The sequence below is a fragment of the Pseudomonas sp. NPDC089401 genome (assembly GCF_044749485.1).
In the GTDB taxonomy this organism is placed as follows: Bacteria; Pseudomonadota; Gammaproteobacteria; order Pseudomonadales; family Pseudomonadaceae; genus Aquipseudomonas.
The window spans coordinates 118566-140544 of record NZ_JBIVIA010000004.1 but is presented as its reverse complement, the minus strand read 5'-3'; the positions used below and the strand labels follow the sequence as shown (position 1 = coordinate 140544).

At 65.3% G+C, this 21979-nt stretch carries 20 protein-coding genes; 15 read left to right on the top strand and 5 right to left on the bottom strand.

Annotated elements, in window-relative coordinates; all coding sequences use genetic code 11:
* Nucleotides 1–3: 3 nt before the first annotated feature.
* Both ACIP21_RS11160 and ACIP21_RS11155 read right to left on the bottom strand, forming a co-directional pair.
* Nucleotides 4–813 (bottom strand): rhodanese-like domain-containing protein, encoded by an 810-nt coding sequence (locus ACIP21_RS11160; protein WP_400687326.1) that lies wholly within the window; start codon nt 811–813, stop codon nt 4–6.
* A gap of 44 nt (nt 814–857) precedes the next feature.
* On the bottom strand, nt 858–2393 hold the full coding sequence (locus ACIP21_RS11155; RefSeq protein WP_400687324.1) for an HDOD domain-containing protein: 1536 nt from the start codon (nt 2391–2393) through the stop codon (nt 858–860).
* A 130-nt stretch (nt 2394–2523) separates the two neighbouring features.
* Here ACIP21_RS11155 and motA point away from each other — a divergent pair, with 130 nt between their 5' ends.
* Nucleotides 2524–3375 (top strand): flagellar motor stator protein MotA, encoded by an 852-nt coding sequence (gene motA / locus ACIP21_RS11150; RefSeq protein WP_400687322.1) that lies wholly within the window; start codon nt 2524–2526, stop codon nt 3373–3375.
* A gap of 3 nt (nt 3376–3378) precedes the next feature.
* On the top strand, nt 3379–4380 hold the full coding sequence (motB, locus tag ACIP21_RS11145; protein ID WP_400687320.1) for a flagellar motor protein MotB: 1002 nt from the start codon (nt 3379–3381) through the stop codon (nt 4378–4380).
* A 130-nt stretch (nt 4381–4510) separates the two neighbouring features.
* Here motB and ACIP21_RS11140 read toward each other — a convergent pair whose 3' ends face one another.
* Together ACIP21_RS11140 and rsgA are read right to left on the bottom strand one after the other, a co-directional pair.
* Nucleotides 4511–4990 (bottom strand): molecular chaperone Tir, encoded by a 480-nt coding sequence (locus ACIP21_RS11140; RefSeq protein ID WP_400687318.1) that lies wholly within the window; start codon nt 4988–4990, stop codon nt 4511–4513.
* A gap of 113 nt (nt 4991–5103) precedes the next feature.
* On the bottom strand, nt 5104–6135 hold the full coding sequence (rsgA, locus tag ACIP21_RS11135) for a small ribosomal subunit biogenesis GTPase RsgA (protein ID WP_400687316.1): 1032 nt from the start codon (nt 6133–6135) through the stop codon (nt 5104–5106).
* 140 nt (nt 6136–6275) lie between these two features.
* Here rsgA and orn point away from each other — a divergent pair, with 140 nt between their 5' ends.
* Together orn and ACIP21_RS11125 are read left to right on the top strand one after the other, a co-directional pair.
* Nucleotides 6276–6818 (top strand): oligoribonuclease, encoded by a 543-nt coding sequence (orn, locus tag ACIP21_RS11130; RefSeq protein ID WP_400687314.1) that lies wholly within the window; start codon nt 6276–6278, stop codon nt 6816–6818.
* Nucleotides 6819–6909: 91 nt separating this feature from the next.
* Nucleotides 6910–7521: a trimeric intracellular cation channel family protein gene (locus tag ACIP21_RS11125; protein WP_400687313.1), complete on the top strand. Its 612-nt coding sequence runs from the start codon at nt 6910–6912 to the stop codon at nt 7519–7521.
* Between the two features lie 127 nt (nt 7522–7648).
* Here the strand turns inward: ACIP21_RS11125 and queG are convergent, their stop codons facing one another.
* Nucleotides 7649–8713: a tRNA epoxyqueuosine(34) reductase QueG gene (queG, locus tag ACIP21_RS11120; RefSeq protein WP_400687311.1), complete on the bottom strand. Its 1065-nt coding sequence runs from the start codon at nt 8711–8713 to the stop codon at nt 7649–7651.
* Nucleotides 8714–8778: 65 nt separating this feature from the next.
* Here queG and ACIP21_RS11115 point away from each other — a divergent pair, with 65 nt between their 5' ends.
* From ACIP21_RS11115 to ACIP21_RS11065, 11 genes are all read left to right on the top strand, one after another.
* Nucleotides 8779–9639, top strand: a complete 861-nt coding sequence (locus tag ACIP21_RS11115; RefSeq protein ID WP_400687309.1) for an NAD(P)H-hydrate dehydratase — start codon at nt 8779–8781, stop codon at nt 9637–9639.
* Nucleotides 9627–10100, top strand: coding sequence for a tRNA (adenosine(37)-N6)-threonylcarbamoyltransferase complex ATPase subunit type 1 TsaE (tsaE, locus tag ACIP21_RS11110; RefSeq protein ID WP_400687308.1), 474 nt, complete (start codon nt 9627–9629; stop codon nt 10098–10100). The genes ACIP21_RS11115 and tsaE overlap by 13 nt, the downstream gene beginning before the upstream one ends.
* A gap of 11 nt (nt 10101–10111) precedes the next feature.
* Nucleotides 10112–11542: an N-acetylmuramoyl-L-alanine amidase gene (locus ACIP21_RS11105; RefSeq protein ID WP_400687306.1), complete on the top strand. Its 1431-nt coding sequence runs from the start codon at nt 10112–10114 to the stop codon at nt 11540–11542.
* The gene (gene mutL, locus ACIP21_RS11100; RefSeq protein ID WP_400687304.1) at nt 11539–13437 is read left to right on the top strand and encodes a DNA mismatch repair endonuclease MutL; all 1899 of its coding nucleotides are present in this window, start codon (nt 11539–11541) and stop codon (nt 13435–13437) included. Before ACIP21_RS11105 ends, mutL begins: the two co-directional genes overlap by 4 nt.
* 1 nt (nt 13438) lies before the next feature.
* Nucleotides 13439–14410, top strand: a complete 972-nt coding sequence (gene miaA, locus ACIP21_RS11095; RefSeq protein WP_400687302.1) for a tRNA (adenosine(37)-N6)-dimethylallyltransferase MiaA — start codon at nt 13439–13441, stop codon at nt 14408–14410.
* Nucleotides 14411–14504: 94 nt separating this feature from the next.
* Nucleotides 14505–14765 carry an RNA chaperone Hfq gene (gene hfq / locus ACIP21_RS11090; protein WP_012274457.1) on the top strand — a complete coding sequence of 87 codons (261 nt, stop codon included), beginning with the start codon at nt 14505–14507 and terminating at the stop codon, nt 14763–14765.
* Nucleotides 14766–14777: 12 nt separating this feature from the next.
* Nucleotides 14778–16079 carry a ribosome rescue GTPase HflX gene (gene hflX, locus ACIP21_RS11085; protein ID WP_400687301.1) on the top strand — a complete coding sequence of 434 codons (1302 nt, stop codon included), beginning with the start codon at nt 14778–14780 and terminating at the stop codon, nt 16077–16079.
* 96 nt (nt 16080–16175) lie between these two features.
* Nucleotides 16176–17354 carry an FtsH protease activity modulator HflK gene (gene hflK / locus ACIP21_RS11080; RefSeq protein WP_400687299.1) on the top strand — a complete coding sequence of 393 codons (1179 nt, stop codon included), beginning with the start codon at nt 16176–16178 and terminating at the stop codon, nt 17352–17354.
* A complete protein-coding gene (gene hflC / locus ACIP21_RS11075) occupies nt 17354–18223 on the top strand; it encodes a protease modulator HflC (protein WP_400687297.1) in 870 nt (289 codons plus the stop codon). Before hflK ends, hflC begins: the two co-directional genes overlap by 1 nt.
* Nucleotides 18224–18524: 301 nt before the next feature.
* Nucleotides 18525–19712, top strand: coding sequence for an ATP phosphoribosyltransferase regulatory subunit (locus tag ACIP21_RS11070; protein ID WP_152958513.1), 1188 nt, complete (start codon nt 18525–18527; stop codon nt 19710–19712).
* 55 nt (nt 19713–19767) lie between these two features.
* A complete protein-coding gene (locus ACIP21_RS11065) occupies nt 19768–21060 on the top strand; it encodes an adenylosuccinate synthase (protein WP_400656632.1) in 1293 nt (430 codons plus the stop codon).
* Nucleotides 21061–21979 lie beyond the last annotated feature (919 nt).

Here is a 21979-nt window from a genome sequence, read left to right as displayed (position 1 = left end):
TCCTTAGACTTCTACAGGCGTGTCCGGGTGGTTGCCCCATTCGCTCCACGAGCCGGCGTAGGCCTTGATGCGTGGGTAGCCGAGGGCCTTGGCCACCAGGTAGGTGAAACCGGAGCGGCGGTGGGTCTGGCAGTGGGTGATCACCTCCTTGTCGGGGGTGATGCCCAGTTGTTCGAGCACTTGGGCGATATCCTTGCGGATGCGCAGGTGGTCGTTGAGGTCCATGCCGGCGGTCCATTCGAAATTGACGGCGCCGGGGATGTGCCCGGCCTTGGCCGCCAGGACCTTCTCGCCGTTGAATTCCTGCGGGCCGCGGGCGTCCCAGATCACCAGGTCATCGGCGCCCAGGCGGCTTTGCAGGTATTCGCGGGTGGCGGTGGGCTCGTCGTGCCGTGCCAGGTGCACAGGCGCGTTGCCCGGCGCGGGCACGTCGGTGGACAGCTTGTCCGCCGGCCAGGCCTGGATGCCGCCGTTGAGGTAGTGGTAGTGCGGGTGGCCGATGACGTCGAGCAGCCAGATGAAGCGACCGGCCCAGCCGCCGCCCTCATCGTCGTACACCACGTAGACCGCATCGTCGCGGTGGCCGAGTTCGCTGAACAGTTTTTCCAGGTCGGCCTGGGCCGGCAGCAGCCCCGGTGCCGGGGGCTGGCCGAGCTGGGTGCGCTTGCCCTCGACGAAGCGGGCGCCGGGGATATGGCCGCTGACGTAGCGGTTGGCGCTGCTCAGGTCGACCAGGATCAGCTCGGGCGAACCCAGGCGCGGCAGCAGGTCTGCCGCTTCGATCAGCAGGGGCAGGCCGGAAAAATCAGTCATCCACGTTCTCCAGTGTGGAAAGAGGGGCGATTGTAGCGCAAGGCTCAGGCACCGCGGTTGGCAAACACGGCCAGGGCACGCTCGATGCATTGCGAGGTTTTGCCAAAGGCCTGCACGCTGACATCGGCCAGTGGCTTGCCGCCCTGGTCGGCCACCGCCAGCATCAGCACCTGCTCGCCAACCGCCAGCGAGCGCAGCAACAGGTGTTCGCTGTGGAACAGCGCGCGCAGCGGGGCCGGCAGCAGCGCCGCGAACTGGGCGTGGTTGTCGGGGGTCAGGCGCAGCTGGCCGACCTTGCTCATGAGCTTTTGCAGCAGCTTGTTCTGCTCGATGTCCAGGGCGATGCCCCCTGCCTCCTTGGGCAGGCCGGCGATCTGCTGCACGCGCAGGTAGTCGGCGGCCTTGTCCAGGCTCAGCAGCATGATGCGCTGCATCCCGCAGGCTTCCAGGGCCTCGCGCGCATGGGTGGCCAGGTGCACGGCATTGCTGAACGGGCTGGGCTGGGCCAGCAGTTGCTGGCACAGCGCACGCCAGCGGGTGAGCGCCTCGCTGGAGGGCGGCGGTGGCGCCAGCATGTCCGGGTGCGGGCGGCGCTGGTCCCAAGGCCAGATCAGCGCCTCGGCAGGGTGGAACAAGGCGTGGCGGGCGTGGCGCCGGGCGCTGGCGGCGGCCTGCTGGTGAACCTGCTGCTGCACGTCTTCCAGCGACGTCTGCAGGTACAGCGCGGTCAGCAGCTGCCAGCGCAGCAGGTGCGGGTTGTCCCAGCCGACCTGCGCCGCCAGGGCCAGGTTGTTGGCCAGCAGCACGGTGTTGGCCGGTTCGTTGAACCAGCGGCGCAGGCCGGGGGCTTCGTCCAGGCGGTGCTGCTGGCTCAGCAGGTCTTCGTCACGGGCGATGCTCAGCACCAGGGCCAGCTGGTCGCGCTCTTCGAGCAGCAGGCGGTAGCCCTGGGTCACCCAGCGGGGCAGGCGCCAATGTTCGGCCACGGCCTGGCACAGGGCGAAAATGCGCACGCCGAACAGTTCCTGTTCCACGTCGGCGGCGGTTTCGCCCTTGTGGATGACCCGCAACTCCCAGGCATCCAGCAGTTTCGGGTAGGCCTGGGCCAGCGGCCACAAGGGCGCCAGGAACAGCAGGCTGCCCCAGTGGATCTCCTGCCACAGGCGTGCCAGGCGGCTGGCGAACAGGCCATTGGCCTGTTGCGTGGCGTGCTGGCTGATCAGCAGGAACTGGCGCAGCACCGGCGGAATGTCGTCTTCGGGTACCGAGGGCAGGCGCATCAGCAGCTCGCGGCTGCGCACCAGGCCGAGGCGGTTGAGGGCGATTTCCAGGCTTTCGGCCGGGTCGGCCTGGCTGGCGTTGGCCGGGTGATTGGCCTCGCGCATCACCGACAGCACCAGGGCCGGGCTGTCCTGCATCAGTTCGGCGATGTCGCGCAGTGAGCGGCGGCTATCATTGATGGCGCTCATGACCCGGTCGTAACTGTGCTTCGGGACCGGCAGGTGAATGCCGTCCAGCAGCTTGATCCAGGCCTCTAGCGTACGCGGAGTCTGAGTGGGCACCTTGGTTTCCATTGGCATTTTGACATCAGTCCGAACTGGCTTTTCGCTTTGAGTGGCTATAGTCTGGCGCAGTTCTGCCGATAAGTAGAAGAAGAGTTTTAAAGCTCCCGTCCCTCACCCTGACCACGACAGCAAGTGCTTTGAACCTATGGCTAAAATTATCGGCATCATCGTCGTATTCGCGAGCGTGCTCGGCGGATATGTGCTCTCCCACGGCAAGATCGCGGCGCTGATCCAGCCGTTCGAAGTGCTGATCATCGGCGGTGCCGCCTTTGGCGCCTTCATGCAGGCCAACCCCGGCTACATGACCATGCACGTGGTCAAGAAGTCGATGAAGATGTTCGGCTCGCGTTTCACCCACACCTTCTACCTGGAAGTGCTGGGCCTGGTGTACGAAATCCTCAACAAGAGCCGTCGCGAAGGCATGATGGCGATCGAGAGCGATATCGAAGACGCCGCAGCCAGCCCGATCTTCGCCAAGTACCCGGCGGTGCTGGGCGACGAGCGCATGACCGCGTTCATCTGCGACTACCTGCGCATCATGTCCACCGGCAACATGGCCCCGCACGAGCTCGAAGGCTTGTTCGACATGGAGCTGCTGAGCATGAAGGAAGAGCTCGAGCACCCGTCGCACGCGGTCACCGGCATCGCCGACGGCATGCCCGGTTTCGGTATCGTCGCGGCGGTACTGGGTATCGTGGTGACCATGGCCTCGCTGGGCGAGGGTGACCAGGCGGCCATCGGCATGCACGTGGGCGCGGCACTGGTCGGTACCTTCTTCGGTATTCTCGCGGCCTACGGCTTCTTCGGCCCGCTGGCCAAGTGCCTGGAGCACGATGCCAAGGAAGAGATCAACCTCTACGAGTCGATCAAGGCCTCGCTGGTGGCCTCGGCTTCGGGCATGCCACCTTCGCTGGCCGTCGAGTTCGGGCGCAAGGTGCTGTATCCCAAGCATCGCCCGAGCTTCGCCGAGCTGGAACAAGCAGTTCGCGGTCGCTGATCCATGGAAAACAATCAGCCGATAATCATCAAGCGCGTCAAGCGCTTCGGTGGCGGGCATCATGGCGGCGCCTGGAAGATCGCCTTCGCCGACTTCGCCACGGCGATGATGGCGTTCTTCCTGGTGCTGTGGTTGATGTCCACCGCCACGCCCGAGCAGAAGATCGCCATCGCCGGCTACTTCAAGGACCCGATCGGCTTCTCCGAAAGCGGCACGCCCTACATCATCGACCTGGGCGGCTCGCCGCAGCTGGCGCCCGACAAGACCATCAACCCGGAAATGAAGTCCGAGCCTACGCCTGACACCAGCATCCAGCTGGACAAGGACAAGGTCGAGACCATGGCCGAGCAGGTCGAGCGCGAGCGCCTGCAGCTGCTGCTGCAGGAGTTGAAGGACAAGGTCGAGGAAAACCCGCAGCTGCAGAAGTTCAAGGACCAGATCCTGTTCGAGATCACCCAGGACGGCCTGCGCATCCAGATCATGGATAACGACAAGCGGCCGATGTTCGACATCGGCAGTGCGCGGCTGCAGCCGTACTTCGAGGACATCCTGCTGGCCATGGCCGACACCATCAAGGCGGTGCCGAACAAGATCAGCGTCAGCGGCCATACCGATGCCAAGCCGTACGCCGGCACCGGCGACTTCGGCAACTGGGAGCTGTCGGCCAACCGTGCCAACGCCGCGCGCCGTGCGCTGGTCGCCGGTGGCTACCCGGATGGCCAGGTGGCGCGGGTGGTGGGTTATGCCTCGTCGTCGCTGTTCGACAAGGAAGATCCGTTCAACCCGGTCAACCGCCGTATCGACATCATCGTGCTGACCAAGAAGGCCCAGCAGGATATCGAGGGCCAGCAGGGTGCGCCGCAGGCGCCAGCCCAGCCCGCACCGCCGGCACCGCCGGCAGCTCCAGGGGCAGGTGATGCGCCGATGCAGCCGCGCGAGTTGCGCCAAAAGCTGAATATCTTCGAGGACGGGACCTTGAAGATGGACGAGCAGAAGGATCAGTAACTGCCGGGGCCGCCTTGCGGCCCTTCGCGGGCAAGCCCGCTCCCACATGAGCTGCACCGCCTTCGGTTTTGCGCGGTCCGTGTAGGAGCGAGCGTTGCTCGCGATGGGCTGCAACGCAGCCCCAAGGTTCTCAGAACCCTCGCCTGATCTTGGCCTTGAGATCAGCATGAAAGAAATCCGCATTGTCCCGGTCGACACACGAACCGCGCCCCGCCGGCAACACCATCGCCCGTTCGAACGTGCATTCATCGTGATACGCCCGCACGAACAGGTCGATATGCGCCCGCTCGCGCATCACCGGCCACTTGCCCAGATACCCGGGTAACGCCTCATCCCCCGCCCGATAGAAACTCACCCGCCGGTTGGCCATTACCGCCGCGCCCAGCAGCCAGGCCGTCCACCAGTGCTCGCCGGGCCCCGCAGGCAGCAGGCCGATCCAGTGGGTGGCATCGCTCATCTGCTGGCAGCAGCTGCCATAGAGGTCGTCGGGGGTCTGCCCGACATCGCCGAACAGCACGAGCTGTGCGGTAATGCCTTCGAGCAGCAGGCGCTCGTTGAGGATGAAGGCGTCTAGCTGCGCCTCCTGGCAATAACTGATGAACACCGGCATCGGTGTGGCCCTCCCTGAAAGAAGACATGACCTTCAGGGAAAGCGCGGAGCGGGGCAATAGATGACAGAAAATCCGGAAACGTCCTACAAATACAGGTAACTTTTCCTACGGATCAGTAACTGTCCTCAGGCAGGCTGGCGATGATCGAGCGGTAGCTGCTCATCCGTTGCGGCTTGATCCGGCCATCGTCCAGGGCCTTGAGCAGTGCGCAGCCCGGCTCGCGATCGTGCTTGCAGTCGCGGAAGCGGCAGTTGCCGAACAGGTCGCGGAACTCGATGAAACCATCTTCCACATCGGCGCGGCTGACATGGCCCAGGCCGAACTCGCGGATACCCGGCGAATCGATCAGGTCGCCGCCATTGGGGAAGTGGTAAAGGCGCGCGGTGGTGGTGGTGTGGGTGCCCTGGCCGGACCACTCGGACAGGTCGCCGACGCGGGTGCCGGCGTCCGGCAGCAGGCTGTTGACCAGCGACGACTTGCCCACGCCCGACTGGCCGACGAACACGCTGATATGGCCGTCGAGCATCTGCTGCAGGCGCTGCATGCCATCGCCGTGGTGCGCCGACACTTCCAGCAGCGGGTAGCCCAGCTCGCGATAGACCTCCAGCAGGGCATGCAGGCCGGGGCCATTCTGGTCGTCGATCAGGTCGGCCTTGTTCAGCAGCAGCAGCGGGCGGATGCCGGCGTGTTCGGCGGCCACCAGGTAGCGGTCGATCAGGTTCGGGTGCGGTTCGGGGGCCGGGGCGAAGACGATGACGATCAGGTCGACGTTGGCCGCCACCGGCTTCAACTGGCCATGGTTGTTCGGCCGGCACAGTTCGGTGCTGCGCGGCATCTGTGCGACGATCACGCCGATGCCCTGGTTGCCCGCGCGCCAGACCACCCGGTCGCCGGTCACCAGCGCGGGCAGGTTGGCCCGCAAGTGGCAACGGAACACCTGGCCGGCGACGTCGCCGTCCTGGGCCTCGACCTCCACCTGCACGCCGAAGTGGGCGATCACCAGGCCCAGCTGTTCCGGCCCCAGGTCGCCGCCTTCCAGTTCATGCAGCACGTGCTGTTCGCGTTTGGCGGCGCGAGCGGCGCGTTCGTTCTGGATCTTTTCGATACGCCAGTTCTGGCGGCGATTGAGCTGGCGTTTGGCCATGGACCTTCCAAGGTGGGGCAAGTTGAAAACGGCAGGCAGTTTAGCACGCCCGCCCACCGACCATTCTGCTTACCTTTGCGCCGCGCATGCGCAGGCCCTCGTCGCTAGGCTAATATGACGGCCTATACGAGGAGCCCTTCATGCAGAACCCACAGAACCTGATCTGGATCGATCTGGAAATGACCGGCCTGGACCCGGACCACGATGTCATCATCGAGATGGCCACCATCGTCACCGACAGCGAACTGAACACCCTGGCCGAGGGCCCGGTGATCGCCATCCACCACAGTGATGAAGTGCTGGCGCGCATGGACGAGTGGAATACCCGCACCCATGGCGGCTCGGGCCTGACCCAGCGTGTGCGCGAGAGCAAGGTCAGCATGGCCGAGGCCGAGGCGCAGACCATCGCCTTCCTCGAACAGTGGGTGCCGAAGGGCAAGTCGCCGATCTGCGGCAATAGCATCTGCCAGGACCGCCGCTTCCTCTATCGGCACATGCGCGGCCTGGAAAACTACTTCCACTACCGCAACCTCGACGTCTCCACCGTCAAGGAGCTGGCCGCACGCTGGGCGCCGGACGTGCGCGACAGCTTCAAGAAGGGCAGCACCCACCTGGCCCTGGACGACATCCGCGAGTCGATCGCCGAGCTGCGCCACTACCGCGAGCACTTCATCAAGGTGTGAGCCGAAAGGGCGCAGATATTCCTCCTGCGCCCCCTTTTGGTGCCCTGGGCAACTGGTTAGACTGCGCGCCTTTCCCGCACGGACCTGCGCCATGTTGTTGATGCTCTATCTCATCGCCATCACCGCCGAAGCCATGACCGGCGCGCTGTCCGCCGGGCGCCGCGGCATGGACTGGTTCGGCGTGGTGCTGATCGCCTGCGTCACCGCCCTGGGGGGTGGCTCGGTGCGTGACGTGCTGCTCGGGCACTACCCGCTGACCTGGGTGAAGCACCCGGAATACCTGGTGCTGACCAGCCTGGCCGCGCTGCTGACGATCTTCATCGCACCGATGATGCGCCGCTTGCGCTCGCTGTTCCTGGTGCTGGACGCCCTGGGCCTGGTGGCCTTTACCCTGATTGGTTGCATGACCGCGCTGGAGATGGGGCAGGGCATGCTGGTGGCGTCGATCAGCGGGGTGATCACCGGGGTGTTTGGCGGGATCCTGCGGGACATCTTCTGCAACGACATCCCGCTGGTGTTCCGCCGTGAGCTGTATGCCAGCGTGTCGTTCGCCGCGGCGTGGTTCTACCTGGGCTGCGTGTACTTCAAGCTGCCGGCCGAGCAGGCGACGCTGCTGACCTTGTTTGGCGGGTTCCTGGTGCGCTTGCTGGCGATTCGTTTTCACTGGGAAATGCCCAAGTTCCACTACAACGACCAGCAATGATTCCCGGGCTTCACTGTGGGAGCGGGTTTATCGAGGCGTCGAACCGCCGCGAACACGGGCGTAGCCCGTGCCATCCATCGCGGTGGCTTCTTCGCGGGTAAACCCGCTCCCACAGGGGGCTGCGTTGTTAGTTGAGGCCATGCCGGGCCAGCGCCCACGCCACATGCTCGCGCACCAGCTCCGACTCATCCTCGCGCCGCGCCTTGAGCGCCTCGATCACCGGGATCGTCGAAGGCGCATTGCCCAGCCCCACCGCCAAATTGCGCAAGAATCGCTCATACCCAGCGCGCCGCAACGGCCCGCCCTCGGTCTTGCGCAGGAAGGTCCGCTCGTCCCACAGGAACATCTCTGCCAGCTCGGCGTTCTCCAGCCCGTGCCGCGGCTGGAAGTCGCTTTCCTTGCTGTGGCTGGCGAAGCGGTTCCACGGGCAGACGATCTGGCAGTCATCGCAGCCGAATACCCGGTTGCCCATCTTCGCGCGCAACTCCACGGGGATCGGCCCGCGCAGCTCGATGGTCAGGTACGAGATGCAGCGCCGCGCATCCAGCACGTAGGGCCCGACGAAGGCCTGGGTCGGGCAGATGTCCAGGCAGGCCTGGCAGCGGCCGCAATGCTCGCTGGTGTGGGCGCCGTCCACCGGCAGGGGCAAGTCGACGAAGAGTTCGGCGAGGAAGAAGTAGCTGCCCGCCTTGCGGTTGAGCAGCAGGGTGTTCTTGCCGATCCAGCCCAGCCCGGCCTGCTCGGCCAGGGCCTTTTCCAGCACCGGGGCGCTGTCGACGAAGGCGCGGTAGCCGAACGGGCCGATGGCTTCCTGGATGCGGTCGGCCAGGAACTGCACGCGCTTGCGCACCAGCTTGTGGTAGTCGCGGCCCAGGGCGTAGCGCGAAATGTAGGCTTTTTCGGGCTGAGCCAGGCGCTGGGCCATCTCGGTGTCGCCGGGCAGGTAATCCATGCGCAGCGACACCACGCGCACCGTGCCCGGGATCAACTGCTCGGGGTGGGCTCGCTTGCTGCCGTGGGCGCCGAGGTATTCCATCTCGCCCTGGTAGCCGGCATCGAGCCAGCGCTGCAAGTGGTGTTCGTGCTCGCCAAGGTCCACCCCGGCAATGCCGACGTGGGCAAAACCGAGGTCTTGGCCCCAGATCTTGATCGATTGGGCCAGTTGGGCGAGGTCAGGGGTGTGAACGGACATGGATGGGCAAGGCAATACGGGCTCAGGTGCGTATAATTCTGCCAGACATTGGAGCCTTTGACCCCATGCCGCAGACCAAACACCCCAGCCATGCCCCGCAACGGCTCAGCAGCGTGAGCGTCGCGCACCTGCCGGCACGCCAGGCGCAAGCCCATAAAGGCGACTTCGGCCATGTGCTGGTGGTCGGTGGCGACCTCGGCACCGGCGGTGCCGTGCTGCTCAGTGCCGAGGCCGCGCTGCGCTGCGGCGCCGGGCTGGTCAGCGTGGCGACCCGCCCCGAACATGTGGCCGCAAGCCTGGCGCGCCTGCCCGAGGTGATGTGCCTGGGGGCCAGTTCCGCCAACCAGTTGATGGCTGTGCTGGAGCGCGCTTCGGTGCTGGTGGTCGGCCCTGGCCTCGGCCAGGCGGCCTGGGGCCGCAGCCTGTTGTCGGCGGTGGCCAATGCCGAGCATCCGCAGGTGTGGGACGCCGATGCGCTGAACCTGCTGTCGCGCATGCCGCTGGCCCTGCCCAGCGGCAGCATCCTTACCCCGCACCCCGGGGAAGCGGCGCGGTTGCTGGGCATTTCCACCGAAGCGGTGCAGGCTGACCGGCCGGGCGCCGCACGCAAGCTGGCACGCCGCTACAACAGTGTCTGTGTGCTCAAGGGCGCCGGCACCCTGGTGGCGGACCCGGCCGGGCAGCTGGCGTTGTGCGAGCGTGGCCACCCGGCCATGGCCGGTGCCGGCCTGGGCGATGTGCTGAGCGGCGTGCTGGCGGCGCTGCTGGCCCAGGGCCTGGATGCCTGGAACGCGGCGTGCCTGGGGGCATGGCTGCACGCCTGTGCCGGCGAGCGCTTGGGTGTCAAAGGTAGGGGCCTGGCGGCCAGTGATCTGGCGCCGGTCATTCGTGAGTTGTTGGAGGAGCATTCTGCGTGTCTGGCTTAACCCTGTTTCTGGCCGATGAAGCGGCTACGGTGGATTTCGGTGCAAAGATGGCCGAGGTGACCGGCGGTCGTGGCGTGATTTTCCTGGAAGGTGACCTGGGGGCGGGCAAGACCACGCTTTCGCGTGGCCTGATCCGTGGCCTGGGCCATACTGGTGCAGTGAAAAGTCCGACCTTTACCGTGGTAGAACCCTACGAAATCGGTGAAGTGCGCGCCTTCCATTTCGACCTGTACCGCCTGGTCGACCCGGAAGAGCTGGAGTTCATGGGCATTCGTGACTATTTCGAAGGCGATCCGCTGTGCCTGTTCGAGTGGCCACAAAAGGGTGCGGGCGTTTTGCCAAAGCCCGACCTGACCATTACCATAAGCCCCCAAGCGAGCGGCCGCTCGCTTGTCCTTTCGCCGCAGGGGGCTCGCGGCGAGGCCTGGTGCCTGGCACTGGGCAAACACTATAAACAGTAAGTGGGGTAGGTATGCGCATACGCGCACTGGTCGCTGTCGTTGGGCTGCTGCTGACAGCGGTGACCGTTGACGCTCTGGCCGTCACTCAAGTCAAGAGCATGCGCCTGTGGCGCGCACCGGACAACACGCGGCTGGTCTTCGACCTGTCTGGCCCCGTGCAGCACAGCGTCTTCACCCTGAGCGCACCCGATCGCCTGGTCATCGACATCAATGGCGCGACCCTGGCTGCGCCCTTGAACGTGTCGACGTCCAACACGCCGATCACCAGCGTGCGTTCGGCCCAGCGTACCCCCACCGACCTGCGCGTGGTGGTCGACCTGAAGAAGTCGGTCACGCCCAAGAGCTTCACCCTGGCGCCCAATGCCCAGTACGGCAACCGCCTGGTGGTCGACCTGTACGACCAGGAAGCCGACGCCATCGCCGCCACCGCGCCAACGCCGCCACCGACCCCGGTACAGACCCCGGCGACCACCCCGGCGGTGCCGGTGACCCCGGCGCAGCCGGCGATCAAGCTGCCACCCGTGCCGAGCGGCAAGCGTGACATCGTGGTGGCCATCGACGCCGGCCACGGCGGTGAAGACCCGGGTGCTTCCGGCTCGCGCGGCCAGCACGAGAAAGACATCGTGCTGCAGATCGCCAAGGAGCTGCAGCGCCAGATCAACGCCGAGAAGGGCTACCGCGCCGAGCTGACCCGCACCGGCGACTACTTCATCCCGCTGCGCAAACGCACCGAGATCGCCCGCAAGAAGGGCGCCGACCTGTTCATCTCGATCCATGCCGACGCCGCCCCGTCGCGCGCCGCCTTCGGCGCCTCGGTGTTCGCCCTGTCCGACCGCGGTGCCACGTCCGAGACCGCGCGCTGGCTGGCCGACACGGAAAACCGCTCCGACCTGATCGGCGGTGCCGGCAACGTCAGCCTCGACGACAAGGACCGCATGCTGGCCGGCGTGCTGCTCGACCTGTCGATGACCGCCACCCTCAGCTCCAGCCTCAACGTCGGGCAGAAAGTGCTCGGCAACATGGGCCGGGTCACCTCGCTGCACAAGCAGCGGGTCGAGCAGGCGGGCTTCATGGTGCTGAAGTCGCCGGACATTCCTTCGATCCTGGTCGAAACCGGGTTCATCTCGAACAACGACGAAGCCGCCAAGCTGGCCTCCAGCAGCCACCAGCAGGCCCTGGCCCGCTCGATCCATACCGGTGTGCGCCAGTACTTCCAGCAGAACCCGCCGCCCGGCACCTACATCGCCTGGCTGCGCGACAGCGGCAAGATCGCCCAGGGCCCGCGCGAACACACCGTGCGCCCGGGCGAGACCCTGGCCATGCTCGCCGTGCGCTACCAGGTCAGCGTGGCCAGCCTGCGCAGCAGCAACAGCCTGAAGACCGATGAGCTGAAGGTCGGCCAGCACCTCGATATCCCTGCCACCACATTGGCCTCGCAATGAGTGGTGGTTCGCGCATCCAGCTGCTCAGCCCGCGGCTGGCCAACCAGATTGCCGCCGGCGAGGTGGTCGAGCGCCCGGCGTCGGTGGCCAAGGAACTGCTGGAAAACAGCCTGGACTCCGGTGCCCGGCGCATCGACGTGGAGGTCGAGCAGGGCGGGGTGAAGCTGCTGCGGGTGCGGGACGATGGCAGCGGCATTTCCGCCGACGACCTGCCGCTGGCCCTGGCCCGTCACGCCACCAGCAAGATCCGCGAGCTGGAAGACCTCGAAGGCGTGCTGAGCCTGGGCTTTCGCGGCGAGGCACTGGCGTCGATCAGCTCGGTCGCGCGCCTGACCCTGACCTCGCGCACCGCCAACGCCACCGAGGCCTGGCAGGTGGAGACCGAAGGCCGCGACATGCTCCCACGGGTGCAGCCCGCCGCGCACCCGGTCGGCACCTCGGTCGAAGTGCGTGACCTGTTCTTCAATACCCCGGCCCGGCGCAAGTTCCTCAAGGCCGAGAAGACCGAATTCGATCACCTCCAGGAAGTCATCCGGCGCCTGGCCCTGGCCCGCTTCGATGTCGGCTTCCACCTGCGCCACAATGGCAAGAGCGTCCTCAGCCTGCACGAGGCCCACGACGACAGCGCCCGTGCGCGGCGGGTCGGCGCCATCTGCGGCGGCGGCTTCATGGAGCAGGCGCTGCCGATCGACGTCGAGCGCAACGGCCTGCGCCTGTGGGGCTGGGTCGGTTTGCCGACCTTCTCTCGCAGCCAGGCGGACCTGCAGTACTTCTTCGTCAACGGCCGTGCGGTGCGCGACAAGCTGGTCGCCCACGCCGTGCGCCAGGCCTACCGCGACGTGCTGTTCAACGGCAGGCACCCGACCTTCGTGCTGTTCCTGGAACTCGAGCCCAACGGTGTCGACGTCAACGTGCACCCGACCAAGCACGAGGTGCGCTTCCGCGAAGGCCGCTCGGTGCATGACTTCCTGTACGGCACGCTGCACCGTGCCCTGGCCGACGTGCGCCCCGAAGACCAGCTGGCCGCGCCTGCCGCGGTGCCCGAAATCGCCCGCCCCACCGGCCAGCAGGCCGGTGAGTTCGGGCCCCAGGGCGAAATGCGCCTGGCCTCGCCGGTGCTCGAGCAGCCACAGGCACCGCAGCATGGCATTTCCAACGCTGGCAGCGGCGCCGGCTACCAGTACCAGTACACCCCGCGCCCCTCGCAGCCGCTGCCGGCCGCCGAGTCCCAGGCGGTGTACCGCGAGTTCTACAAGCCGCTGGATGACAGTGCCCCGGCGCCTTCGACGCTGCCGGAAAGCCAGGGCGACATTCCGCCGCTGGGCTATGCGCTGGCGCAGCTCAAGGGGATCTATATCCTTGCCGAGAACGCCGTTGGCCTGGTGCTGGTGGACATGCACGCCGCCCACGAGCGGATCATGTACGAGCGCCTCAAGGTGGCCATGGCCAGCGAGGGCCTGAGCGGCCAGCCGTTGCTGGTGCCGGAGACCCTGGCCATGAGCCAGCGCGAGGCCGATTGCGCCGAGGAGCACGGCCAGTGGTTCCAGCGCCTGGGCTTCGAGCTGCAGCGCCTGGGCCCGGAAACCCTGGCGATCCGGCAGATTCCGGCGTTGCTCAAGCAGGCCGAGGCCAACCGCCTGGTCCAGGACGTGCTCGCCGACCTGATGGAGTACGGCACCAGCGACCGCATCCAGGCGCACCTCAACGAACTGCTCGGGACCATGGCCTGCCATGGCGCGGTGCGCGCCAACCGGCGCCTGGCCATCCCCGAGATGAACGCCCTGCTGCGCGACATGGAAAACACCGAGCGCAGCGGCCAGTGCAACCACGGCCGTCCGACCTGGACCCAGATGGGCCTGGACGACCTGGACAAACTTTTCCTGCGCGGTCGATGACATGAGCGGCAAGCCCCCAGCAATATTTCTCATGGGCCCGACAGCGGCCGGCAAGACCGACCTTGCCATCGAGCTGACCAAGGTCCTGCCCTGCGAGCTGATCAGTGTCGACTCGGCGCTGGTCTACCGCGGCATGGACATCGGTTCGGCCAAGCCGTCCAAGGAGATCCTCGCGGCCCATCCGCACCGGCTGATCGACATCCGCGACCCGGCCGAAAGCTATTCCGCCGCGCAGTTTCGTGCCGATGCCCTGGAGGCCATGGCCGAGATCAGCGCGCGTGGCAAGATCCCGCTGCTGGTCGGCGGCACCATGCTCTATTACAAGGCATTGATCGACGGCCTGGCGGACATGCCGGCGGCAGACGCCGCCGTGCGCGCCGAACTGGAAGCCCAGGCCGAGGCCCTGGGCCTGGCCGAGCTGCACCGGCAACTGGCTGAAGTGGACCCGGTATCGGCTGCGCGCATTCACCCCAACGACCCACAGCGGCTGATTCGCGCGCTGGAGGTATACCGGGTGAGCGGCGAGAGCATGACAGCCCATCGCCAGCGTCAATTCGCGGAAAGTAGCGGCGCAGACGCAGGCGGCGCCGGGCATTTGCCCTATACTGTCGCGAGTTTGGCCATAGCACCTGCGGATCGTCACATTTTGCACAAGCGAATTGCGTTACGATTTTCGCAGATGCTGGAACAGGGCTTCGTCGACGAGGTCCGATCGCTGCGAGCCAGAAGTGACTTGCACGCCGGGCTGCCGTCTATACGGGCAGTGGGGTATCGGCAGGTCTGGGACTACCTCGACGGCAAGCTGACTGAGAATGAGATGCGTGAACGCGGTATCATTGCCACTCGGCAGCTGGCCAAGCGGCAGTTCACCTGGTTGCGTGGCTGGCCCGACGTGCACTGGCTCGACAGCCTGGCCTGCGACAATCTGTCCCGCACCTTGAAATACCTGGGAAGCGTCTCCATATTGAGCTGAGTCCCTGCTGATAGCCGTCTATTCTTGCGATGGGACGGCCTAATTTATCGATTTCTTTGATTTTCTATTATTGATCCTTACAGGAGTGCGGCATATGTCAAAAGGGCATTCGCTACAAGACCCTTACTTGAATACCTTGAGAAAAGAAAAGGTCCCGGTTTCCATCTACCTGGTCAACGGCATCAAGCTGCAGGGTTCGATCGAATCGTTCGACCAGTTCGTGGTCCTGCTGAAGAACACCGTCAGCCAGATGGTCTACAAGCACGCCATTTCGACCGTGGTTCCGGCCCGTCCGGTCCGCCTGCCAAGCCCGACCGACGGCGAGCACGGCGACAGCGAGCCAGGCAACGCCTGATAGGAGCCTGCATTGTTCTTTGAGCGCCACGGTGGTGGTGAGCGGGCGTTGCTCGTTCACTTGGAAGGTCAGAACCCTGAGGCGCGCGAAGACCCGCAGGAGTTTCAGGAACTGGCATTGTCGGCCGGTGCCGACATCGTCTCGCTGGTCACGGTGGCCAGGCATCAGCCTACCGCCAAATACCTGATTGGCAGCGGCAAGGTCGAGGAAATCCACGACCTGGTCCATGCCGAACAGGTAGACCTGGTGATTTTCAATCACACCCTCACGCCCAGTCAGGAGCGCAACCTCGAACGTGTGTTCGAGTGCCGTGTGCTCGACCGCACCGGGCTGATCCTCGACATTTTCGCCCAACGGGCGCGTACCCATGAAGGCAAGCTGCAGGTCGAACTGGCCCAGCTCGAACACATGAGCACGCGGCTGGTGCGCGGCTGGACCCACCTTGAGCGTCAGAAAGGTGGTATCGGCATGCGCGGCCCGGGTGAAACCCAGCTGGAAACCGACCGCCGTCTGCTGCGGGTGCGCCTGCGCCAGATCAAGTCACGCCTGGAAAAGGTGCGCAGCCAGCGCGAGCAGGCCCGTCGTGGCCGCAAGCGCGCCGACATCCCTTCGGTGTCGCTGGTGGGCTATACCAACGCCGGCAAATCCACGCTGTTCAACGCCCTGACCGCCTCCGAGGTTTACGCCGCGGACCAGCTGTTCGCCACCCTCGACCCGACCCTGCGCCGGCTCGAACTGGCCGACCTGGGGCCGATCGTGCTGGCCGACACCGTGGGCTTCATTCGCCATCTGCCGCACAAGCTGGTCGAGGCATTTCGGGCTACGCTCGAAGAGTCGAGCAACTCCGACCTGCTGTTGCACGTGATCGATTCCCATGAGCCAGAGCGCATGGAGCAGATCGAGCAGGTGCTGGCGGTATTGGGCGAGATCGGCGCCGAAGGCTTGCCGATCCTCGAGGTGTATAACAAACTCGACCTGCTTGAAGATGTCGAGCCGCAGATCCAGCGCAATGCCGATGGCAAGCCGGAACGGGTCTGGGTGTCGGCACGCGATGGACGTGGCCTGGAGCTGGTTGGCCAGGCGATTGCCGAGTTGCTGGGGGATGATCTGTATGTCGGTACCCTGTGTCTGGAGCAGCGTTTTGCCCGCTTGCGCGCGCAATTCTTTGCCCTGGGTGCCGTGCAGAGTGAGGAGCATGACGAAGAAGGGCGCAGCCTGCTGAGTGTTCGCCTGCCCAGGGTCGAGTTGAATCGCCTGGTCAGCCGTGAAGGCATGGAGCCGCAAGTGTTTGTCGAGCAACACACTTTGCAATAAATGCCCGGCGAGGTCGCCGGGCAGCAGTGGCAGGCATTCTGTAGCATTGGACGGCGCGCCGTGGGCGCGTCTTTGCTTTATCAGATGGAGAGCGCTATGGCTTGGAACGAGCCGGGTGGCAACTCGAACAATCAGGATCCCTGGGGCGGCCGTCGCGGTGGCGGCGGTGGTGGCGACAAGAAGGGTCCGCCAGATCTGGACGAGGCCTTCCGCAAGCTGCAGGACAGCCTCAACGGCATGTTCGGCAGTGGCAAGAAACGTGGCGGCGGTGACCGCAATGTCGGCAAGGGTGGCGGCTACGGCCTGCTGGGCATCGGCCTGGCGGTGCTGGCGGCTATCTGGCTGTACAGCGCCGTGTACGTGGTCGACGAGCAGGAGCAGGCCGTGGTGCTGCGCTTCGGCAAGTACTATGAGACGGTCGGTCCCGGCCTGAACATCTACTTCCCGCCGATCGATCGCAAGTACATGGAAAACGTCACGCGCGAGCGTGCCTACACCAAGCAGGGGCAGATGCTCACCGAAGACGAGAACATCGTCGAGGTGCCGCTGACCGTCCAGTACAAGATCAGCAACCTGCAGGACTTCGTGCTCAACGTCGACCAGCCTGAGGTCAGCCTGCAGCACGCGACCGACAGCGCCCTGCGCCACGTGGTGGGTTCCACCTCGATGGACCAGGTGCTGACCGAAGGCCGCGAGCAGATGGCCGTGGATATCCGCGAACGCCTGCAGCGCTTCCTCGACAACTACCGTACCGGTATCACCGTGACCCAGGTCAACGTACAGAGCGCGGCAGCCCCGCGTGAAGTGCAGGAAGCCTTCGACGACGTGATCCGTGCCCGCGAAGATGAGCAGCGTGCCCGCAACCAGGCCGAGTCCTACGCCAATGGCGTGGTGCCGGAAGCCCGTGGTCAGGCCCAGCGCATCATCGAGGACGCCAACGGCTACCGCGACGAAGTCATCGCCCGCGCCAAGGGTGAGGCCGACCGCTTCACCAAGCTGGTCGCCGAGTACCGCAAGGCCCCTGACGTGACCCGCCAGCGCCTGTACCTGGAGACCATGCAAGAGGTCTACAGCAATACCAGCAAGGTCCTGATCACGGCCAAGGACGGGCAGAACAACCTGCTCTACCTGCCGCTGGACAAGATGGTCGAAGGCAGCCGCAACGCGTCCGCGCCGAGCAGCAGCGTGTCGCCATCGGTCAATGATGCGGCCACGCGCGCATCGCAGGACCTGCAACAGCAACAACAGCCACCGCGCACCAGGGAGAGCCGCTGATGAGCAATAGATCGCTGATCGCCCTGATCGCTGCCGTGGTCCTGGCCATCGTCGCCTGGAACAGCTTCTATATCGTGTCCCAGACCGAGCGTGCAGTGCTGCTGCGCTTCGGCAAGGTGGTCCAGGCGGATGTCCAGCCTGGCCTGCACGTGAAGATTCCGTACGTGAACCAGGTACGCAAGTTCGATGCACGCCTGATGACCCTCGACGCCCCGACCCAGCGGTTCCTGACCCTGGAGAAGAAAGCGGTGATGGTCGACGCCTACGCCAAGTGGCGCGTCAAGGATGCCGAGCGCTTCTACACCGCCACTTCCGGCATGAAGCAGATCGCCGACGAGCGTCTGTCGCGTCGCCTGGAAAGCGGCCTGCGTGACCAGTTCGGTAAACGCACCCTGCACGAGGTGGTCTCTGGTGAACGTGACGCGCTGATGGCTGACATCACCGCCTCGCTGAACCGCATGGCCAACAAGGAGCTGGGTATCGAAGTGGTCGATGTACGCGTCAAGGCCATCGACCTGCCGAAGGAAGTCAACCGCAGCGTGTTCGACCGCATGAGCACCGAGCGTGAGCGCGAAGCTCGCGAGCACCGTGCCAAGGGTAACGAACTGGCTGAGGGTATCCGTGCCGATGCCGACCGTCAGCGCCGTGTGCTGCTGGCCGAAGCCTATCGCGAAGCGGAAGAGACCCGCGGTGATGGCGACGCCCAGTCGGCCGCCATCTACGCCAAGGCCTACACCCAGGACGCTGATTTCTACGCGTTCTACCGTAGCCTGCAGGCGTACCGCGACAGCTTCTCGAGCAAGAGCGACGTGCTGGTCCTGGATCCGAAGAACGAGTTCTTCCGCTTCCTGGACAAGAGCAAGCCGTGATGCTCAGGCCCTGATTTTCATGCGGCGGCACCCCGCCTGGCAGCTAATGCTCCAGGCGGGGTGCATCCTGAATGAAAAGGGGTGTATGATGCGGCAGCCGGGAAATTTCCCGGCTTTTTTGCGTCTGAAAGGTTGATTGGCCAAGCGCCGGTTGACGGCTTGGTCAGGTCGCAAGGCAATTCGAGGGTATCGGGTACGGTGGCTGCGCTGGGATCAGTGCTGCCCGCTGCTGTGCGCGGTACCGGCTTTACTGACGGCTCGCCAGCTGGCGAACCGCCCGGACCAGAGGGGAAATGGCGTAATGGCAACGGTAGACCGCTGGCTGCTGCCAGATGGCATCGAGGAAGTACTGCCACCTGAGGCTGCGCGTATCGAGATCGCGCGTCGCCAGGTGTTGGACCTGTTCCAGAGTTGGGGTTACGAGCTGGTCGTCACCCCGCATATCGAGTACCTGGAGTCGCTGCTGACCGGCGCCGGCCAGGACCTGGATCAGCGCACCTTCAAGGTGGTCGACCCGCAGTCGGGCCGCCTGATGGGCTTCCGTGCCGACTTCACCCCGCAGGTGGCGCGCATCGACGCCCACACCCTGCGCCGTGAGGGCCCGAGCCGCCTGTGCTACGCCGGCAGCGTGCTGCATGCCCAGCCGCGTGCCCTGTCCACCTCGCGCAGCCCGATCCAGCTGGGCGCCGAGCTGTACGGCGATGCCAGCCCGAGCAGCGACGTCGAAGTCATCAGCCTGATGCTCGCCACGCTGCAGCTGACCGATGTGCCGGATGTGCACATGGACCTCGGCCACGTCGGTATCTACCGCGGCCTGGCCCGTGCCGCCGGGCTGTCCGGCGCGGTCGAGCAGCAACTGTTCGACGCCCTGCAGCGCAAGTCGGTCGACGAAGTACAGGCATTGACCGCCGACCTGCCGAAGGACCTGGGCAACATGCTGCGCGCCCTGGTCGAGCTGTGCGGTGGCCGTGAAGTGCTGGCCGAAGCCCGCGTGCGCCTGGGCCGTGCCCCGGCCAGCGTGCTGGCGGCACTGGACGACCTGTTGGCGATCGCCGATCGCCTGGCGTCGCGCTACCCGGACCTGCCGCTGTATTTCGACCTCGGCGAGCTGCGTGGCTACAACTACCACACCGGCGTGGTGTTCGCCGTGTTCGTCCCGGGCGAGGGTCAATCCATCGCCCAGGGCGGCCGTTACGACGACATCGGCGCCGACTTCGGCCGGGCTCGCCCGGCCACCGGATTCTCCACGGATTTGAAGACCCTGGTCACACTGGGGCGAGCGGAGGTCGTATTGCCAACGGGCGGCATCTGGATGCCGGACAGTGGCGACGCGGCCCTCTGGCAGCAGGTCTGCCAGTTGCGCAACGAGGGCCAGCGTGTGGTCCAGGCCCTGCCTGGCCAGCCGTTGAGTGCTGCTCTCGAGGCGGATTGTGATCGGCAATTGATTCAGCAAGACGGGCGCTGGCAGGTTCTGCCGCTGGCCCAGTGAGTTTCTGCGTCGGCAAAGGCCGGCAACCAAGTTTGCGTGAATGAGGACCAATGTAATGGGTAAGAATGTCGTCGTCCTGGGCACCCAGTGGGGTGATGAGGGCAAAGGCAAGATCGTCGATCTGCTGACCGAACATGCTGCCGCCGTCGTGCGCTACCAAGGTGGCCACAACGCGGGCCACACCCTGGTGATCAACGGTGAAAAGACCGTGCTGCACCTGATTCCGTCCGGCATCCTGCGTGAAGGCGTACAGTGCCTGATCGGCAACGGCGTGGTCGTTGCCCCGGACGCCCTGATGCGTGAAATCACCAAGCTGGAAGAGAAGGGCGTACCGGTGCGCGAGCGCCTGCGCATCTCCCCGGCTGCGCCGCTGATCCTGTCGTACCACGTGGCCCTCGACCAGGCCCGTGAGAAAGCCCGTGGCGAAGCCAAGATCGGCACCACCGGCCGCGGCATCGGCCCGGCCTACGAAGACAAGGTCGCGCGCCGCGGCCTGCGCGTCGGCGACCTGTTCCACCGCGAGCGTTTCGCCGCCAAGCTCGGTGAGCTGCTGGATTACCACAACTTCCAGCTGGTGAACTACTACAAAGAGCCGGCCATCGACTTCCAGCAGACCCTGGACGAGTGCATGGCCTACGCCGAGCAGCTCAAGCCGATGATGCTCGACGTCACCGCCGAGCTGCACAACCTGCGTCGCGCCGGCAAGGACATCATGTTCGAAGGCGCCCAGGGCTCGCTGCTGGACATCGACCACGGCACCTACCCGTACGTCACCAGCTCCAACACCACCGCCGGCGGCATCTCCACCGGCTCCGGCGTTGGCCCGATGTACCTGGACTACATCCTGGGTATCACCAAGGCCTACACCACCCGCGTCGGTTCCGGTCCGTTCCCGACCGAACTGTTCGACGAGACTGGCGCCACCCTGGCCAAGCGTGGCCACGAGTTCGGCTCGACCACCGGCCGTGCCCGTCGTTGCGGCTGGTTCGATGCCGTCATCCTGCGTCGCGCCATCGACGTCAACAGCATCTCGGGCATCTGCCTGACCAAGCTGGACGTGCTGGACGGCCTGGAAACCATCAACATCTGCGTTGGCTACAAGAACGAGAACGGTGCCGTCATCGACGCGCCTTCCGATGCCGACAGCTACATCGGCCTGGAGCCGGTGTACGAAGAGATGCCAGGCTGGAGCGAGTCGACCCTGGGCGTGAAAACCCTGGAAGCGCTGCCGCAAGCTGCGCGCAACTACATCAAGCGCATCGAGGAGCTGGTAGGCGCGCCGATCGATATCATCTCGACCGGCCCGGACCGCAACGAGACCATCGTGCTGCGTCATCCGTTCGCCTGATCTGCCCTCCAGGCTGATCTGACGCCGCGGTCCTGAAAGGGATCGCGGCGTTTTCATTTCTGATGTTTGCCTGTGCGATCCCTTTCGCGGGTAAACCCGCTCCCACAGGGACTACACATGCTTTGAAATTTGTGCGGTCCCTGTGGGAGCGGGTTCACCCGCGAAGAGGCCGGCTTGGGTGGCAGCCATTGCTAGACCTTGGCACATTTCCCTGCTGCCCCCGGCACAACCCTTGCTGTAAGAAGTTTCTGTAGTTGCCATCAAAATAGTGGCGCCAGAAAACACGAGGGTTACACCGTGTCTGCCATCCTTTCACTGTTACGAAGCCGCCTGTTGCGGCCTGTGTTTGTTGCCTTGGGTATCGCCCTTTTGGTGCAGGTGCTGGTTGCCGTTGCGCTGACCCGAAGCACCGTGACGGCCCTGGAGGCCGACCTCGGCGAGCGCCTGGGCAACGACAGCCGTCAGCTCGCCGCTGAACTGGAGCAGGCCGGGCAGGACGTGCGTGGGGGCCTGGAAAGCCTTTCCAGCAGCACCCGCCAGCGCCTGAGCGCAGGCCTTTCAACGCGTCTTCAGGATGAGCAGCAACAGCTGCGCAGCACCCTGGAAAAGAACCTCAAGGACTCGGCCAACGACCTCGCCGAGCTGCTCGCCTCGGTCGCCCCGCGGGCGATCTGGGACAACGACGTACCCACGCTCTCCGACTTCGCCCGCCGTGCCCAGCGCAATCCCAACGTGCTGTTCGTGATCTACGACGATGCCCAGGGTCAGCACCTGACCCGCTACCTGAACCGCCAGAACCCGATCAACCAGGCGTTGATCGACAAAGGGCAGGGCGAGCGGGCGCTGGACAAGGTGCTCGAAGCCGCGCGTCGTGATCCGTCGGTGTATTACGTCGAGGCGTCGATCAACCCCAATGGCG